Consider the following 15,398-nt stretch of genomic DNA (forward strand, 5'->3'; position numbering starts at 1 on the left):
CTCAAGGCTTCACGCGCACGACGCGGCCGCGGCTCTCCAGCACGAGGTAGAGCAGCCCGTCCGGCCCCTCGCGCACGTCGCGCATGCGGCCGGCGTCGGGGAAGAGCTTGTCCTGCTCGACGGGGCGGTTGTCGGCGTCGAGCTTCACGCGCGCCAGGTGGCCGAACTTCAGCGAGCCGATGAAGAAGCTGCCCTGCCACGCCGCGCCGTACTTCGCGCTCTTCAGCTTGACGAGCCCCGACGGCGCGATGGACGGCACCCATTTGACGACGGGTTGCTCCATGCCGGCTTTGGCGGCGATGCCGTCGCCGATCCTGCCGCCGCCGTAGTTCTCGCCGTAGGTGATGACGGGCCAGCCGTAGTTCAGCTTCGGGCCGATGAGGTTGAGCTCGTCGCCGCCCTGCGGGCCGTGCTCGTGCTGCCACAAACGGCCCTTCTCGTCGAACGCCAGGCCCTGCGAGTTGCGGTGCCCGTAGCTCCAGATCTCGGGCAGCGCGCCGGGCGTCTTCACGAACGGGTTGTCGGCCGGCACGCTGCCGTCCTTGCCGATACGCACGATCTTGCCGAGGTGGTTGTCCAGCGTCTGCGCGCTCTGCATGCCCTTGTAGCGCTCGCCCAGGCTCAGCAAGAGCTTGCCGTCCGGCGCCTCGGCGATGCGGCAGCCGAAGTGCAGCTGGCTGTCCATCTTGGGCTTCTGGCTGAAGATGACCTTCACGTCCGTGAGGCGCTTCAGGTCCTCGCCGAGCCGCGCACGGGCCAGCGCGGTGCTGTTGGTCTTGCCGTCGGCGCCGGGCTCGGCGAAGCAGAAATAGATCGTGCGGTTGCGGGCGAAGTCGCTGTCGAGCTGCAGGTCCAGCAGGCCGCCCTGGCCCACGGCGGCAATGGCCGGCAGGCCGGCGATGGGCGCGCCGGGCTTGCCGCCCGGCCGGGCGGTGCGCAGCGCGCCGTCGCGCTCGGTGATGAGGAACTGCCCGTCGGGCAGGAAGGCGAGGGCCCAGGGGGTCTTGAGCCCTTCGACGACGGTTTCCAGTTCGGGCGCGGCCTGCGCGAGCGTGGCAAGGGCGATGGCGGCGACGGGGAGGAGGCGGTGCGAGCTCATCGGGGCGGCGGCGGGTGGCGATGGTTGCGCATCATCGTTCAGTCGTCCCACAGGGCGCTGAAGAGGCCGAGGCCGACGCTCAACAGGTCCACCGTGAGCAGCCCGGCGGGAGCGGGGCGGGGGTCTTCGCGCCGGGCGCGCGACTGCTCCCGGGCCAGCGCGACGATGGCGTCGGCGATCTGGTCGGGGCTGCCGGGCGGGGGCTTGGCGGCGGCGTGGGCATAGGTCTGCAGCGCGCGCTCGACGGCCTGCGGGTCCAGCAGCGACAGGGCCGAGCGGCAGTGCGAGCAGGCGTCCTCCTTGCGCAGGTCCACCGGCGCGCCGCAGCTGCTGCAGTGGATGACGCCGACCTTGCGCGCGATGTCGGCGATCTCGGGCCGGGTGAGCTGGCGCACGAAGCCCTTCTCGATCATGAAGGACGCGAAGCTGCTGAAGCGGCCGTGGCGGTTCTCGCAGCGGTGCGTGATGTAGCGGCCGCTGCGCACGAGGTCGAAGCCCTGCCGCAGCGCGCCGCGGCATTGCGGGCAGTTCAGCCGCCCGGCCAGCGGCGTGCGGGCGTCGTCGCGGTGGCGGTGCATCTCCTTGAACACCGTCGCGATGGCCTCGGGTGCGAGCTTGAGGTTCTCCAGGTGGTCGAACCAGATGCCGTGGCAGGCGAAGCAGAAGTCGATCTCCACCGCGCCGCCGTAGACGGCCGGCAGCACGTGGACCTGCATGGCCTCGCGGCAGGACGGGCAGGGGCGGCTGGCGGGGGCGGGCATCGGCGGATGGTAGGGCCGGCGCCGCGCGTCACCGCAGGGCCGCCAGCGCGTCGCGCCAGTGCGCCAGGCCGGTGCCTTGCAGCTTCTGGTTGCCGGGGGCGGCGCTGACGAGCAGCGCCTCGCCCTGCGCGGCGGCGGCGGCGTGGCGCTGCCAGGTGTGCAGCGGCGCGAGCCAGGCCGGCTGGAAGGTGGCGCCGGACTTGAACTCCACCGGCCACAGCCGGCCGTCGCGCTCGATCAGCAGGTCCACCTCGTTGCCGATGTTGTCGCGCCAGAAATAGGGCGTGCCCGGCGCGCCGTGGTGGCGCAGGTATTTGCCGTATTCGGCGATGCACAGGTTCTCGAACAGCGCGCCGCGCATCGGGTGGATGTTCATCGCCTCGGCGCTGCGCACGCCCAGCAGCCAGGCGGCCAGGCCGGTGTCGTGGAAGTAGAGCTTGGGCGTCTTGACCAGGCGCTTGCCGAAGTTGGTGTGGTACGGCGGCAGCCGGAAGGCGACGTAGCTGGCCTCCAGCACCGTGAGCCAGTCGCGCGCGGTGGTCTGCGCGATGCCGAGGTCGTTGGCCACCGCGTTGAGGTTGAGCAGCTGGCCGCAGTAGGCCGCCATCAGCCGCATGAAGCGCTGGAACTGCAGCAGGTCGCCGACGCGGCTGATCTCGCGCACGTCGCGCTCCAGGTAGCTGGCGACGTAGCTGGCATGCCAGTCCGCCGCGTCCACGAGCGTGCCGTGGATGGCCGGGTAGCCGCCGCGCACGAGCAGTTCGTCCAGCGACAGCCCGTCGAAGCGCCCGTCGGCCTCGGCGTAGGACAGCGGCAGCAGTTCCAGGAAACCCGCGCGGCCCGCCAGGCTCTGCGACACGGCCTGCGACAGGCGCAGGTTCTGCGAGCCGGTGACGACGAAGCGGCCGGGGCGGCGGTCGGCGTCCACGGCGGTCTGCAAGTAGGAGAGCAGATCGGGCAGGCGCTGCGCCTCGTCCAGCACCAGGCCGCCCGCATGCGCGGCCAGGAAGCCGCGCGGGTCCGCGGCGATGCGCTGGCGCGTGTCGGGGTCTTCCAGCGACACGTAGGCGTACTGCGGAAAGCACTGGCGCGCCAGCGTCGTCTTGCCCGACTGGCGCGGGCCGGTGATGACGACCACCGGAAAGCCGCGCGCCAGGCGCAGCAGGCGTTGGGAGGCGGCGCGCGTGAACATGGATTTGCTATTTCAGCTTTTCAGGCTGAAATTGTAAAACATGCGCAGGCGCCAGGAACGGCCTGCAGCGCGGCGCGCCAGGGCTCCTCAGAACTGAGGGCGCCAGGCCCGCTCGCCGTGCCCACACTGCCTCCCACCCATCACGGGTGCTCTAGGAGGTTCCCATGTCTTGTCTCCATCCGACCCGATCCCTGCTGGCCTGGCCGGCCGCGCTGGCGCTGGCCGCCTGCGGCGGCGGCGGCAATGACAGCCCCGCGCCGCCCGCCGCCGCGACCCTGGCCCTCAGCGGCGCCGTCGTCGGCGACACGCCGGCCTCCAAGGCGGCGGTCGAGTCCAGATGCGCCGCCGGCAGCGGCAGCGCCACGGCCTCGGACCGCGGCGTCTACGCGCTGGCGATCAGCGGCGGCAAGCTGCCCTGCGTGCTGCGCGCCAAGCTCGCCGACGGCACGCTGCTGCATTCGGTGGCCACCGGCAGCGGCGACACCGCCAGCGCCAACCTGACGCCGCTGACCGAGCTGGTGGTGGCGCGGCTGGCCGGCGGCGCGCCGGCCGGCTTCTACGACGGCTTCGACGCCACCAAGGCGACCGTGCCCGCCGTGCAGACCGCCACGGCCGCCGTCGTGCAGACGCTCAAGGAGGGCGGCATCGACACCAGCGCCGCCGGCGACCCGCTGACCGCCGCCATCGCCGCCGGCAATGCCCAGCAGCAGGCGCTGGACGCGCTGAACGCCGGCCTCGCCGCCGGGCAGACGACGCTGGCGGCCCTGACCACCGCCGTGGCGGCGCCCGCCGCGCCGACCACCGACGCCGTGGCCTCGCTGCCGGCGGCCCAGCTGCTGCAGCCCGCCGCCGCCAACTGCGCCGCGCTACGCAGCGGCAAATACCGCCTCGTCATCAACGAAGCAGACGACCAGCAGCCCTCAACGACCACGATGACCGTGAATGCCAAAACGCTGCTCGTGACCGCCGACCAGGACGCCGACGGGGGTGGCCTGCTGCAGGCCGACGGCACCTGCCGCTACACCACCGATTTGCCGGGTGAGGAGCTCGTGGTGACAGGCGCGGGGGTGCTGGTTGGGCGCGTCTACAGCAACGGGCCGATCCTGAGGGGCGCCGTCCTCTTCCCCGAGCAGGCCCACACGGTGGCCGAGCTGGCCGGCGACTGGAACGCGCTGGCCATGGAGAGTACCGAGGACAACGGCCCCGTCCACCTGGTTTCCTCCACCTTCAGCTTCGACGCTGCGGGCAAGCTCATCGCCTACCAAGATTGCGACGTCCTAGCGTCCTGCGAAACCGGTTCGCTGTCGGAGCAGGTCACGGTGGTGCCCAATGCGGCGGGCGGCTTCGACCTCAAGGGGCCCGACTGGACCGACCGCCTCTTCCTCTTCCGCGCTGGCGGCGGCGAGCTGATGCTGGTGGCGCTGTTGCAGGCTGGCCCCATCACCTTCGCCACGCGCAAGGCAGCCGTGACGATGCCGGCCGTCGGCGACGTGCAGGAGCGCATGGTGCTGAGGATGACGGCGCAATACACCGCGCCGCAGCCCATGAGCCCGTCCAAGACCACGGTGGCTTCGGTGGACGCGGCCAACAGCAGCTATGTGCGCAGCAGCGTGCTGAACTTCAACACCGGCGCCACGGTGCCCGAGACGATCGTCATCAACAGCCTGCGCGAAGGCTATCTGCGCCGCCTGCCGGCCACCGGCGTGCTGGCCAGCGACGGCACGACCAGCAACGTGGCCGAGTTCATCGCGCTGAACCTGCGCGGGACCGGCGTGTCGGCACTGGCACTGCCGAGCATCAACCAGTTGCTGCTGAGCCCCGCGCCGGGGCAGTGAGGGAGCGAGGGGCGCTCACCCCTCCATCCGCTGCTGAAACACCAGCCCGGCGTGCTCGCGCAGCGCGTGGAACCGGATGCGCGGCCAGTTCTCCTGCATCGCGCGCAGCTCGCCGGCATATTCCAGCAGCACGGTGGGCGCGTTGACGGCGTCCCAGGCCACGCGGTGGGCGTTGTGGTCGATGAAGCGGCGCAGCTCCTTCTCGCCGCTGCCGGGCTGGCCCTCGGCGTCGTCGCAGGTCACCCAGCGCGCCACGTTGTAGCGCGCCGCGGTGATGCGGGCCTTCACGCCGTACTCGTGCTCCAGCCGGTGCGCGACCACTTCAAATTGAAGCTGGCCCACCGCGCCCAGCAGCAGCACGCTGCCGGCCTCGGGGCGGAACACCTGGATGGCGCCCTCCTCGCCCAGCTGGCGCAGGCCCTCGCGCAGCTGCTTGGTCTTCAGCGGGTCGGCCACTTCGACGCTGCGGAACATTTCCGGCGCGAAGAACGGCAGGCCGGTGTACTGCAGCGCCTCGCCTTCGGTGATGGTGTCGCCCAGCTGCAGCACGCCGTGGTTGGGGATGCCGATGATGTCGCCGGCAAAGGCCTCGTCCAGCAGCTCGCGGCGCTGGCTCAGGAACGACACCACCGTGTTGGGCCGCAGCTCCTTGCCCGAGCGCACCACCTTCAGCCGCATGCCGCGCTCGAAGTGGCCCGAGGCCACGCGCAGGAAGGCGATGCGGTCGCGGTGCGCCGGGTCCATGTTGGCCTGGATCTTGAACACGACGCCGGTGAAGCGGGGCTCCTCGGGCTTCACCGTGCGCTGCATGGCCTCGCGCACGTCCGGCGCGGGCGCCAGCTCCACGAGCGCGTCCAGCACCTCCTGCACGCCGAAGTTGTTGACGGCCGAGCCGAAGAACATCGGCGTCTGCCGGCCGCTCAGGAACTCGTCGCGCGAGAACGCGGGCGCGGCCTCGCGCACCAGCTCGATCTCGCCCTCGGCCTGCTCGTACTGCATGCCGAAGCGCTCGGCGTACACCGGGTTGTCCAGCCCCTCCAGCACCTCCTCGGTGCCGGCCGCGCGGTCCTCGCCGGGCGCGAACACGCGCATGCGCTGCTGGCGCAGGTCCATCACGCCGTGGAACTGCTTGCCCATGCCGACCGGCCAGGTGAACGGCACGACCGTCATGCCCAGCTCGGCCTCGATCTCGTCCATCAGCGCCAGCGGATCCTTCACCTCGCGGTCCATCTTGTTGACGAAGGTGAGGATGGGCGTGTTGCGCGCGCGGCAGACCTGCAAGAGCCGGCGCGTCTGCGGCTCGACGCCGTTGCCCGCGTCGATGACCATCAGCGCCGCGTCCACGGCGGTCAGCACGCGGTAGGTGTCTTCCGAGAAGTCCTGGTGGCCCGGGGTGTCCAGCAGGTTGATGACGCAGTCGCGGTACTCCATCTGCATCACGCTCGACGCCACCGAGATGCCGCGCTGCTTCTCGATCTCCATCCAGTCCGAGGTCGCATGCCGCGTCGCCTTGCGCGCCTTCACCGAGCCGGCGATCTGGATCGCGCCGGAGAACAGCAGCAGCTTTTCCGTCAGCGTGGTCTTGCCCGCGTCGGGGTGGCTGATGATGGCGAAGGTGCGGCGGCGGCGGACTTCCGTCTCGATGCGGCTGGCGGTGGGTTCGGACATGGACTTGTTCTTGCAGGGGAGCCCGGGATTATCCCAGCCACCCCGTCGGCCACCGCCCGGCATCCCGGGATGCCGGGCGGGGCGCGGGCCGCAAGCGGGGCCGCATCCCGCCGAGGCCGCAGGCGCTATTCCTCCAGCAGGCTGCGCAGCATCCACGCCGTCTGCTCGTGCACCGTGATGCGCTGCGTCAGCAGGTCGGCCGTGGGCTCGTCGCCGGCCTTGTCGACGGTGGGGAAGAGCTGGCGCGCGGTGCGGGCGACGGCCTCGTGGCCTTCCTTCAGGATGCGCACCATCTCCAGCGCCTTGGGCGGCGTGGCGGGCGCGTCGGGCAGGCCGCTGAGCTTGGTGAACTGCGCATAGCTGCCGGGCGCGGGATGGCCCAGCGAGCGGATGCGCTCGGCGATGGGGTCCACCGCGTTCCACAGCTCGGTGTACTGGGCCATGAACATCGCGTGCAGGCTGTTGAACATCGGCCCGGTGACGTTCCAGTGGAAATTGTGCGTGGTCAGGTACAGCGTGTAGGTCTCGGCCAGCAGCTCGGACAGGCCGGCGGCGATGGCGCTGCGGTCCTTGTCGCTGATGCCGATGCTGATGGACGGGGCGGCGGGGGCGCGGGAAGTGACGGGTTTCTTGGCCATGGATGACTCCGGAATGAGACGGCAGCAGCCTAGCGGATTCGCGTGACCGTGTGGTGCAAGTCTCGGTTTGCGCCGGCGCGTCGGGACCGGGGGCGCGCACGGCAAAAGGGCGCCGATAGAGTTTGCGGCCGCCCATGAACAGGAGAGAGGCCATGCTCGCAAAGTTCAAGTCCCTGCGCACGCGCCTCGTCGCGCTGGCCGTCATGTCCCTGCTGCTCGGCCTGCTGGCCCTGGCGGCGGCCAACTACGTCACGGCCCGCGGCCAGGTGCTGGACGACCTGCAGAAGAACACGCTGGGGCTGGCCCAGGCGCAGGCCCAGGCGATCGCCGACTGGGCCGCCTCCAAGGTGGCCGTCGTCAAGTCGACGGTGCCGGTGGCGAACGTGCCGGAGGCGGAGGCCGTCAGGTTCCTGGTGCAGGCGCACGGCTCCGGCGGCTTCGACAACAGCTATGTCGCCTTCGCCGACAAGCGCATCGTCTTCAGCGCGGCGCAGAACCTGCCCCCGGGCTACGACCCGACCGGCCGGCCCTGGTACCTGCTGGCCGCCGGCGCCAGCGGCCCGGTGCTGACCTCGCCGTACAAGGACGCCGCGACGCAGCGCATGATGGTGACCTTCGCCGTGGCGGTGAAGGACGGCGGCAGCACGACCGCGGTGGCCGCGGGCGACGTGTACCTGGACAACGTGGTGAACATCGTCAAGTCCATTCATCCCACGGCGAGCAGCTTCGCCTTCCTGGCCGACAAGGACGGCAATTTCATCGCCCACCCCGACCTGAAGCGCGGCGGCACGCCGGTCAAGGACGTGGTGGCCGGGCTGACGCCCGAGCGGCTGCGGCAGCTGGCCGACGGCGCCCGGCTGGCGTCCGCCGACATCGACGGCACCGCCCACGAGTTGCTGGCCACCGCCGTGAAGGGCACCGACTGGGTGCTGGTCATCGCGCTGGACAAGGCCGAGGCGCTGGCCGGCCTGCGCGGCCTGGCCATCAGCTCGCTGGTGGCCGCCGTCGTCGTGCTGCTGGTGTCGGGCCTGGTGATCGGCGCGCTGGTGGCGCGGCGGCTGCGCCACCTGGCGGTACTGAACACCGCGCTGCAGGACATCGCCTCCGGCGACGGCGACCTGACCCGGCGCGTCGCCGCGGCCGGCGACGACGAGCTGGCCACGATCGCGCGCAGCTTCAACACCTTCGTCGACAAGCTCTGCGGCGTGCTGCGCGAGATCCGCGACAGCAGCGAATCGGTGCGCACCGCGTCGCAGGAGATCGCGCTGGGCAACCAGGACCTGTCCGCCCGCACCGAGCAGACCGCCAGCAGCCTGGAGCAGACCTCCAGCGCCACCGAGCAGCTCACCGACACGGTCCGGCTCAACGCCGAGCGCGCGGCGCAGGCCAATCAGCTCGTCGTGGCGGCCTCGGCCGTGGCGCAGCGCGGCGGCGACGTGGTGTCGCGCGTGGTGACGACGATGCAGGACATCAGCAGCAGCTCCACCCGCATCGCCGACATCATCGGCGTCATCGACGGCATCGCCTTCCAGACCAACATCCTGGCGCTGAACGCCGCCGTGGAGGCCGCGCGCGCGGGCGAGCAGGGCCGGGGCTTCGCGGTCGTCGCGGCGGAGGTGCGCTCGCTGGCGCAGCGGTCGGCCGACGCGGCCAAGGAAATCAAGACGCTGATCTCGGCCTCGGTCGAGCGCGTGGACAGCGGCTCGCGCCTGGTGGCCGAGGCGGGCGAGACGATGAGCGAGATCGTCGGCTCGGTGAACCAGGTGACCGGCATCATGCAGGAGATCGCCGCGGCCAGCAGCGAGCAGAGCCACAGCATCGGCGAGGTCGGCACCGCCGTGGGCCACCTGGACCAGCTGACGCAGCAGAACGCCGCGCTGGTGGAGGAATCGGCCGCCGCGGCCGAGGCGCTGAAGCAGCAGGCCGAGCGGCTGGCGGCGGCGGTGGGCGGGTTCCGGCTGTAGGGCGGGCCGCCCGCGATGCGTCAGGACAGGCGCGTCACGCCGCCCAGCTCGCAGGCATAGATCGCGTTGCGCAGCGCCGCGATGGCCTCGTAGCGCGTGAACGTGCGGCGCCACGCCAGCACCACGCGGCGCGTGGGCACGGGGTCGCTGAAGGGCACGAAGCGCAGGTGCGCCGACGGCTCCTGCGGCACCGACAGCCGCGGCACCACCGTCACGCCCATGCCTGCGGCGACCATGTGCTTGATGGTCTCCAGCGACGAGCCCTCGAAGCTGCGGCGGATGCCCTCCGCGTCGCTGGCGAAGCGCGCGAACTCGGGGCAGACCTCCAGCACATGGTCGCGGAAGCAGTGGCCGGTGCCCAGCAGCAGCATGGTCTCGCGCTTGAGCTCCTCGGCGCTGATCGCCGCGCGCCCGGCCAGCCCGTGCCCGGCCGGCAGCGCGACGACGAAGGGCTCGTCGTACAGCGGCGCGGTGGCCAGGCCGGTGTCGGGGAAGGGCTCGGCCATGATGGCGCAGTCCAGCTCGCCGGTGCGCAGCATCTCCAGCAGCTTCACGGTGAAGTTCTCCTGCAGCATCAGCGGCATCTGCGGGTACAGCTCGATGCTGTGCTTCACCAGCTCGGGCAGCAGGTAGGGGCCGATGGTGTAGATGATGCCCAGCCGCAGCGCGCCGGCCAGCGGGTCCTTGCCGCGCTTGGCGATCTCCCTGATGGCGCCGGCCTGGTCCAGCACCGACTGCGCCTGGCGCACGATCTCCTCGCCCAGCGGCGTCACGCTGACCTCGCTGCCGCCGCGCTCGAAGAGCTTCACGTCCAGCTCTTCCTCCAGCTTCTTGATGGCCACGGAGAGCGTCGGCTGCGACACGAAGCAGGCTTCGGCGGCGCGGCCGAAATGGCGCTCGCGGGCGACGGCAATGATGTAGCGCAGTTCGGTCAGGGTCATGGGCCCGAACGCTACACTGCGCCCGCCCTGGGGGCAGCCCCAGGGTTTTCACCGAGGATTCCGTGATGACCGACCGCAAGCCCGTGACCCTGCCGCGCCTGGCGCAGATGCATGCCGGCGGCGAAAAGATCGCCATGCTGACCTGCTACGACGCGGCCTTCGCCGGCCTGCTGGACGAGGCCGGCGTGGACGTGCTGCTGATCGGCGACTCGCTGGGCAACGTGCTGCAGGGCCGAGGCTCCACGGCCCCGGTCAGCCTGGACGAGATGCGCTACCACACCCGTTGCGTGCGCCGCGGCGTGAAGTACGCCTTCGTCGTGGCCGACCTGCCGTTCGACAGCTACCACGCGAGCAAGGAAGAGGCCTGGAAGAGCGCGGCCGCGCTGGTGAAGGCGGGCGCCCACATGGTCAAGCTCGAAGGCGGCGGCTGGACGACCGAGACGGTGCGCTTCATCAGCGAGCGCGGCATCCCGGTGTGCGTGCACCTGGGCTTCACGCCGCAGACGGTGACGTCGCTGGGCGGCTTCCGCGTGCAGGGGCGCGACGAGGCCGGCGCGGCGCGCATGAAGCGCGAGTCGATGGCGCTGGTCGAGGCGGGCGCCGCGATGCTGCTCTACGAGATGGTGCCGGCCGCGCTGGCGGCGGAGATCACGGCCGCGTCGCCCGTGCCCGTCATCGGCATCGGCGCGGGCGTCGGCTGCTCGGGCCAGGTGCTGGTGCTGCACGACATGCTCAACATCACGCCCGGCCGCAAGCCACGCTTCGTCAAGGACTTCATGGCCGGCCGGGACTCCATCCTGGCCGCGGTGAAGGGCTACGTGGACGAGGTGAAGGCCGGCACCTTCCCGGTCAACGACGTGCACGGCTTCTGAACATGCAGCTCATCCACACCATTGCCGGGCTGCGCGAGGCGCTCGCGCCGCACCGCGAGCGCGGCTTCGTACCGACCATGGGCAACCTGCACGACGGCCACCTGGCGCTCGTCCAGCAGGCGCGCGCGCTGGTCGGCCCGGCCGGCACGGTGGTGGCGAGCATCTTCGTGAACCGGCTGCAGTTCGCGCCGCACGAGGACTTCGACACCTACCCGCGCACGCTGGCGCGCGACTGCGCGCTGCTGGAGGGCGCGGGCTGCGACATCGTCTTCGCGCCCTCGGAGAGCGAGCTGTACCCCGAGCCACAGGGCTACAAGGTGGTGCCGCCGGCCGAGCTGGCGGACATCCTCGAGGGCCACTTCCGCCCCGGCTTCTTCACCGGCGTCTGCACCGTCGTCCACAAGCTGTTCAACATCGTGCAGCCGACGCTGGCGGTGTTCGGCAAGAAGGACTACCAGCAGCTGATGGTCATCCGCCGCATGGTGGCGCAGATGGCGTTGCCCATCGCCATCCACGGCGGCGAGACGCGCCGCAGCGAGGCCCCGGGCAGCGAAGGCCTGGCGCTGTCCTCGCGCAACGGCTACCTGAGCGAGGCCGAGAAGGCCGAGGCGCTGCGCCTGTCGCGCGCCCTGAAGGCGCTGATCGCCCGCTGGCAGGCCGGCGAGCGCGGCCTGGCCGCGATGGAGGCCGACGCGATGCAGGCCTTGCGCGACGCCGGCTGGGCGCCGGACTACCTGACGCTGCGCCGCCAGCACGACCTGGGCCCCGCTGTCGCCGGCCAGCCGCTGGTCGCGCTGGGCGCCGCCCGGCTGGGCAAGACCCGGCTGATCGACAACCTCGAGGCCGCCGCCGTCAGTTGACGCCGACGAGCTCCACGTCGAACACCAGCGCCGCGTTCGGCGGGATCGTGCCGCCGCCGGCCCCCGCGCTGCCGTAGCCCAGCGCGGCCGGGATGGTGAGGGTGCGCTTGCCGCCCACCTTCATGCCGGTGACGCCCTGGTCGAAGCCGGGGATCACCGCGTTCGTGCCGAGCTTGAACACCAGCGGCGTCTTGCCGACCGAGGTGTCGAACTGCGTGCCCTTGGTGCTGGCCACGCGCACGTCGTACAGGTAGCCGGTGTAGTGGACGGAGACCGTCTTGCCGGCATCGGCCTGCAGTCCGGTGCCCGGCGTCGTGTCGGCGACCTTGAGGGCGGTCACTGCCTGCCAGCCGTTCGGATCCTGATTGACGGGCGTGCCCGCATCGCCGCCGCCACCGCCGCAGGCGGCAAGGGCGAGGCTGGCGCTCAGGGCGAGCAGGAGGGCGGAGCGGCGGGAGGCGGACTGGGACATGGCGATCAAGACAGGCGGACGAGGAAACCCCGCTCGTGGCGGGCGGCGCGCACTATAGCCACCCGGCCGTAAGCGCTTGTAAGCCCGGTCAACCCATGTAGGCAGCGGGCGTTGGCCCACCCCATGCCCAGGAGTGTTGCCATGCGCCCGATCCCCCGCCTCGCCGGCCTCGCCCTCAGCCTCGGCCTGGCCGCGCTGCTCAGCGCCTGCGGCGGCGGCGCGTCCATCGAGATCGGCGGCGGCTGGGGCGACGGCGGCAGCGGCACGCCCTATCCGCGGCCCCAGCCCCAGCCCAACCCGCCCACGCTGTCGTGCAGCGCGGCGGGGCTGGCGGCGTCCGCGGCCAGCCGCTGGGGCACCGTGTGCATGCTGACCAGCAGCGGCGAGATGGTCGTGGAGCTGTACGACAGCTACGCGCCGCAGACGGTGGCCAACTTCTACCGCTACGTGGCCGCCGGCTTCTACACGAACACGCTGATCCACCGCGTGGACCGCGACTTCGTCGTGCAGGGCGGCGGCTACGCGCCGGGCATGGTCGAGAAGCGGCCGCTGTACCCGCCCATCCCGCTGGAGAGCAACAACGGCCTGTCCAACCTGCGCGGCACCATCGCCATGCCGCGCCGCAGCGGCCCGGACTCCGCCACCAGCGAGTTCTTCTTCAACGTGGTGGACAACACCGGGCTGGACTACCAGAGCGCCGCCAAGCCGGGCTACGCCGTCTTCGGCCGCATCATCTCCGGCCTGGCCACGCTGGACGCGATCAACGTCGTGCCGGTCTACCGCTACAGCGCCACCGACCTCCAGCCACGCACCGAGGTGCTGGTGTACTGGATGCAGCGGCTGAAGTAGCCGCGCGTCAGGACTTCAGGCCTTCAGGAACTCGGCCTTAGTCCCGAGCCAGCGCGCCACCTGGCGCCGCGCGGCGTCGGGATGCGCGTCCAGCAGCTGCGGCGCCAGCGCGCGGGCGGCCTGCAGCAGCGGCGCGTCTTCCTGCAGATCGGCGAAGCGCAGCAGCTCGGCGCCGCTCTGGCGGGCGCCCATGAACTCGCCGGGGCCGCGGATGTCGAGGTCGCGGCGCGCGATCTCGAAGCCGTCGGTGGTCTCGGCCATGGCCTTGAGCCGCGCCTTGCCGGTGTCGGACAGCGGCGGGCTGTAGAGCAGCACGCAGACGCTGGCCTTCGCGCCGCGCCCGACCCGGCCGCGCAGCTGGTGCAGTTGCGCCAGGCCGAAGCGCTCCGCGTGCTCGATGACCATCAGGCTGGCGTTGGGCACGTCCACGCCGACCTCGATGACGGTGGTGGCCACCAGCACGCTCATCGCGCCGCCGCTGAACTGCGCCATCACGGCCGCCTTGTCGGCCGGCGCCATGCGGCCGTGCAGCAGGCCCACCGAGGCGCCGGCCAGCGCCTGGCTCAGCTCGGCGTGCGTCTCGGTGGCGTTGCGCAGGTCCACGGCCTCGGACTCCTCCACCAGCGGGCACACCCAGTAGACCTGCGCGCCGTCGGCCACCGCCATGCGGATCTTGTCGATCACCTCGTCGCGCTTGGCCAGCGTGAACACCTTGGTGACGATGGGGCTGCGGCCGGGCGGCAGCTCGTCGATGGTGGAGACGTCCAGGTCGGCGAAATAGGTCATCGCCAGCGTGCGCGGGATCGGCGTCGCGCTCATCATCAGCAGGTGCGGCTCCAGGTCCATTGATTTGAGCTTGTTGCGCAAGGCCAGCCGCTGCGCGACGCCGAAGCGGTGCTGCTCGTCGATGACGGCCAGGCCCAGCTTGGCGAAGCGCACCTTGTCCTCGATGACGGCGTGGGTGCCGACGACGAGCTGCGCCTCGCCCGAGGCGGCGGCGTCCAGCATCTTCTGCCGCGCCCGGCCCTTGACGCTGCCGGTGATCCACGCGACCCGCAGCCCCAGCGGCTCCAGCCAGCCGATCAGCTTGCGGAAGTGCTGCTCGGCGAGGATTTCCGTGGGCGCCATCAGCGCGCATTGCCAGCCGGCGTCGATCGCGACGGCGGCGGCCAGCGCGGCGACCACGGTCTTGCCCGAGCCCACGTCGCCCTGCAGCAGCCGGTGCATGGGCTGCGGGCGGGCCAGGTCCTGCGCGATCTCCTCGGCGACGCGCCGCTGCGCGGCCGTGAGCTGGAAGGGCAGCGCCGCCAGCAGCCGCTCGTGCAGGCCGCCGGGCGCGGCGCGCAGCGCGGGCGCGACGAGCCGCGCGCGCTCGCGCTGGGCCTGCAGCTGCGACAGCTGCTGCGCCAGCAGCTCCTCGAACTTGAGCCGGTGCCAGGCCGGGTGGTCGTGCGCATGCAGCGCGGCCTGCGAGGCCTCGGGCGGCGGGTGGTGCAGGTAGTGCAGCGCGTCCTTCAGCGGCGGCAGGCCGCGCGGCACGGTGCCGGCCGGCAGGATCTCGCGCAGGTCCGCCCGCGCGAGGCCCGAGGCCACGGCCTTGCGCAGATAGGCCTGCGGCAGCTGCGCCGAGGCCGGGTAGACGGGCGTGAGCGAGGCGGCGAGCGGCGTGCCGCCGTCCACGGCCTTGACGGCCGGGTGCACCATCTCGCGGCCGAAGAAGCCGATGCGCGCCTCGCCGCGGATGCGCAGCCGCGTGCCGGCGGCCATGAGCTTCTGCTGCGACGGGTAGAAGTGCAGGAAGCGCAACAGCAGCGTGCCGCCGGCCTCGGGGCGGCCGGGCGCCGCCGAGTCGTCCTGCACCCGCACCAGCAGCTGGCGGCGGCCGCGCAGATCGACCTGGCAGTCCACCACCACGCCCTCCACCTGCGCCGGCTCCCCCTCGCGCAGCGCGGCGATGGGCGTCAGGCGGGTCTCGTCCTCGTAGCGCAGCGGCAGGTGCAGCGCCAGGTCGATGTCGCGCAGCAGGCCGAGCTTCTCCATCGCCTTCTGCGGCGCGGACTTGGCGGCGGGCGGGGAGGAAGCGGCCACAGGCATGGCGGCATTTTGCGGTGCCACTCGCAGACCACGACACACGCGGGCCGAGCGCCGGGCCGCTCCCAAGCCGGCCCGCGGGCGATGTGCGAGCGGGGCACGCCCCGCGAGCATCGCCGCCCCCTCGGGGGGCCGGTCAGGCTTGCCGGCGTTCAG

The 15,398-nt window shown here is 71.8% G+C and carries 13 protein-coding genes; 5 read left to right on the top strand and 8 right to left on the bottom strand.

Annotated elements, in window-relative coordinates; all coding sequences use genetic code 11:
• Position 1: 1 nt before the first annotated feature.
• The 3 genes from QM788_RS05815 to QM788_RS05825 are packed head-to-tail and all read right to left on the bottom strand — an operon-like array spanning position 2 to position 3,052.
• Positions 2-1,099, bottom strand: coding sequence for a PQQ-dependent sugar dehydrogenase (locus QM788_RS05815; protein ID WP_415660534.1), 1,098 nt, complete (start codon positions 1,097-1,099; stop codon positions 2-4).
• 38 nt (positions 1,100-1,137) lie between these two features.
• Positions 1,138-1,860, bottom strand: coding sequence for a zf-TFIIB domain-containing protein (locus tag QM788_RS05820; RefSeq protein ID WP_415660535.1), 723 nt, complete (start codon positions 1,858-1,860; stop codon positions 1,138-1,140).
• Between the two features lie 28 nt (positions 1,861-1,888).
• A complete protein-coding gene (locus tag QM788_RS05825) occupies positions 1,889-3,052 on the bottom strand; it encodes an ATP-binding protein (protein WP_415660536.1) in 1,164 nt (387 codons plus the stop codon).
• 164 nt (positions 3,053-3,216) lie between these two features.
• Here QM788_RS05825 and QM788_RS05830 point away from each other — a divergent pair, with 164 nt between their 5' ends.
• Positions 3,217-4,887 carry a hypothetical protein gene (locus tag QM788_RS05830; RefSeq protein WP_415660537.1) on the top strand — a complete coding sequence of 557 codons (1,671 nt, stop codon included), beginning with the start codon at positions 3,217-3,219 and terminating at the stop codon, positions 4,885-4,887.
• A 15-nt stretch (positions 4,888-4,902) separates the two neighbouring features.
• On the opposite strand, the gene QM788_RS05835 is transcribed toward QM788_RS05830, so the two are convergent.
• Positions 4,903-6,555, bottom strand: a complete 1,653-nt coding sequence (locus QM788_RS05835; protein ID WP_415660538.1) for a peptide chain release factor 3 — start codon at positions 6,553-6,555, stop codon at positions 4,903-4,905.
• A gap of 125 nt (positions 6,556-6,680) precedes the next feature.
• Positions 6,681-7,193 (bottom strand): Dps family protein, encoded by a 513-nt coding sequence (locus QM788_RS05840; RefSeq protein WP_415660539.1) that lies wholly within the window; start codon positions 7,191-7,193, stop codon positions 6,681-6,683.
• Between the two features lie 152 nt (positions 7,194-7,345).
• Here QM788_RS05840 and QM788_RS05845 point away from each other — a divergent pair, with 152 nt between their 5' ends.
• On the top strand, positions 7,346-9,157 hold the full coding sequence (locus QM788_RS05845) for a methyl-accepting chemotaxis protein (RefSeq protein WP_415660540.1): 1,812 nt from the start codon (positions 7,346-7,348) through the stop codon (positions 9,155-9,157).
• A 20-nt stretch (positions 9,158-9,177) separates the two neighbouring features.
• Here QM788_RS05845 and QM788_RS05850 read toward each other — a convergent pair whose 3' ends face one another.
• The gene (locus QM788_RS05850) at positions 9,178-10,098 is read right to left on the bottom strand and encodes a hydrogen peroxide-inducible genes activator (RefSeq protein WP_415660541.1); all 921 of its coding nucleotides are present in this window, start codon (positions 10,096-10,098) and stop codon (positions 9,178-9,180) included.
• Positions 10,099-10,163: 65 nt separating this feature from the next.
• On the opposite strand from QM788_RS05850, the gene panB reads away from it, so the two are divergent.
• Together panB and panC are read left to right on the top strand one after the other, a co-directional pair.
• Entirely contained in the window at positions 10,164-10,970 is an 807-nt protein-coding gene (panB, locus tag QM788_RS05855) for a 3-methyl-2-oxobutanoate hydroxymethyltransferase (RefSeq protein WP_415660542.1), read from the top strand.
• A gap of 2 nt (positions 10,971-10,972) precedes the next feature.
• The gene (gene panC, locus QM788_RS05860) at positions 10,973-11,830 is read left to right on the top strand and encodes a pantoate--beta-alanine ligase (RefSeq protein ID WP_415660543.1); all 858 of its coding nucleotides are present in this window, start codon (positions 10,973-10,975) and stop codon (positions 11,828-11,830) included.
• Here the strand turns inward: panC and QM788_RS05865 are convergent.
• Positions 11,823-12,302 (bottom strand): FKBP-type peptidyl-prolyl cis-trans isomerase, encoded by a 480-nt coding sequence (locus QM788_RS05865; protein WP_415660544.1) that lies wholly within the window; start codon positions 12,300-12,302, stop codon positions 11,823-11,825. The two genes, panC and QM788_RS05865, sit on opposite strands and share 8 nt — an antisense overlap.
• Before the next feature lie 141 nt (positions 12,303-12,443).
• Here QM788_RS05865 and QM788_RS05870 point away from each other — a divergent pair, with 141 nt between their 5' ends.
• Positions 12,444-13,151, top strand: a complete 708-nt coding sequence (locus tag QM788_RS05870) for a peptidylprolyl isomerase (RefSeq protein WP_415660545.1) — start codon at positions 12,444-12,446, stop codon at positions 13,149-13,151.
• A gap of 15 nt (positions 13,152-13,166) precedes the next feature.
• On the opposite strand, the gene recG is transcribed toward QM788_RS05870, so the two are convergent.
• A complete protein-coding gene (gene recG, locus QM788_RS05875) occupies positions 13,167-15,245 on the bottom strand; it encodes an ATP-dependent DNA helicase RecG (protein WP_415660546.1) in 2,079 nt (692 codons plus the stop codon).
• Positions 15,246-15,398: the final 153 nt, after the last annotated feature.

It is taken from the genome of Roseateles sp. (genome assembly GCF_047654785.1).
Taxonomy (GTDB): Bacteria; Pseudomonadota; Gammaproteobacteria; order Burkholderiales; family Burkholderiaceae_C; genus Pelomonas.

What these genes read in the sequence shown, in the direction of transcription:
- QM788_RS05850 (WP_415660541.1), bottom strand. Translation starts at nt 10,098, where the DNA reads ATGACCCTGACCGAACTGCGCTACATCATTGCCGTCGCCCGCGAGCGC.
- panC (WP_415660543.1), top strand. Translation starts at nt 10,973, where the DNA reads ATGCAGCTCATCCACACCATTGCCGGGCTGCGCGAGGCGCTCGCGCCG.
- QM788_RS05815 (WP_415660534.1), bottom strand. Translation starts at nt 1,099, where the DNA reads ATGAGCTCGCACCGCCTCCTCCCCGTCGCCGCCATCGCCCTTGCCACG.
- QM788_RS05825 (WP_415660536.1), bottom strand. Translation starts at nt 3,052, where the DNA reads ATGTTCACGCGCGCCGCCTCCCAACGCCTGCTGCGCCTGGCGCGCGGC.
- QM788_RS05830 (WP_415660537.1), top strand. Translation starts at nt 3,217, where the DNA reads ATGTCTTGTCTCCATCCGACCCGATCCCTGCTGGCCTGGCCGGCCGCG.
- QM788_RS05865 (WP_415660544.1), bottom strand. Translation starts at nt 12,302, where the DNA reads ATGTCCCAGTCCGCCTCCCGCCGCTCCGCCCTCCTGCTCGCCCTGAGC.
- QM788_RS05840 (WP_415660539.1), bottom strand. Translation starts at nt 7,193, where the DNA reads ATGGCCAAGAAACCCGTCACTTCCCGCGCCCCCGCCGCCCCGTCCATC.
- QM788_RS05845 (WP_415660540.1), top strand. Translation starts at nt 7,346, where the DNA reads ATGCTCGCAAAGTTCAAGTCCCTGCGCACGCGCCTCGTCGCGCTGGCC.
- QM788_RS05870 (WP_415660545.1), top strand. Translation starts at nt 12,444, where the DNA reads ATGCGCCCGATCCCCCGCCTCGCCGGCCTCGCCCTCAGCCTCGGCCTG.
- QM788_RS05820 (WP_415660535.1), bottom strand. Translation starts at nt 1,860, where the DNA reads ATGCCCGCCCCCGCCAGCCGCCCCTGCCCGTCCTGCCGCGAGGCCATG.
- recG (WP_415660546.1), bottom strand. Translation starts at nt 15,245, where the DNA reads ATGCCTGTGGCCGCTTCCTCCCCGCCCGCCGCCAAGTCCGCGCCGCAG.
- QM788_RS05835 (WP_415660538.1), bottom strand. Translation starts at nt 6,555, where the DNA reads ATGTCCGAACCCACCGCCAGCCGCATCGAGACGGAAGTCCGCCGCCGC.
- panB (WP_415660542.1), top strand. Translation starts at nt 10,164, where the DNA reads ATGACCGACCGCAAGCCCGTGACCCTGCCGCGCCTGGCGCAGATGCAT.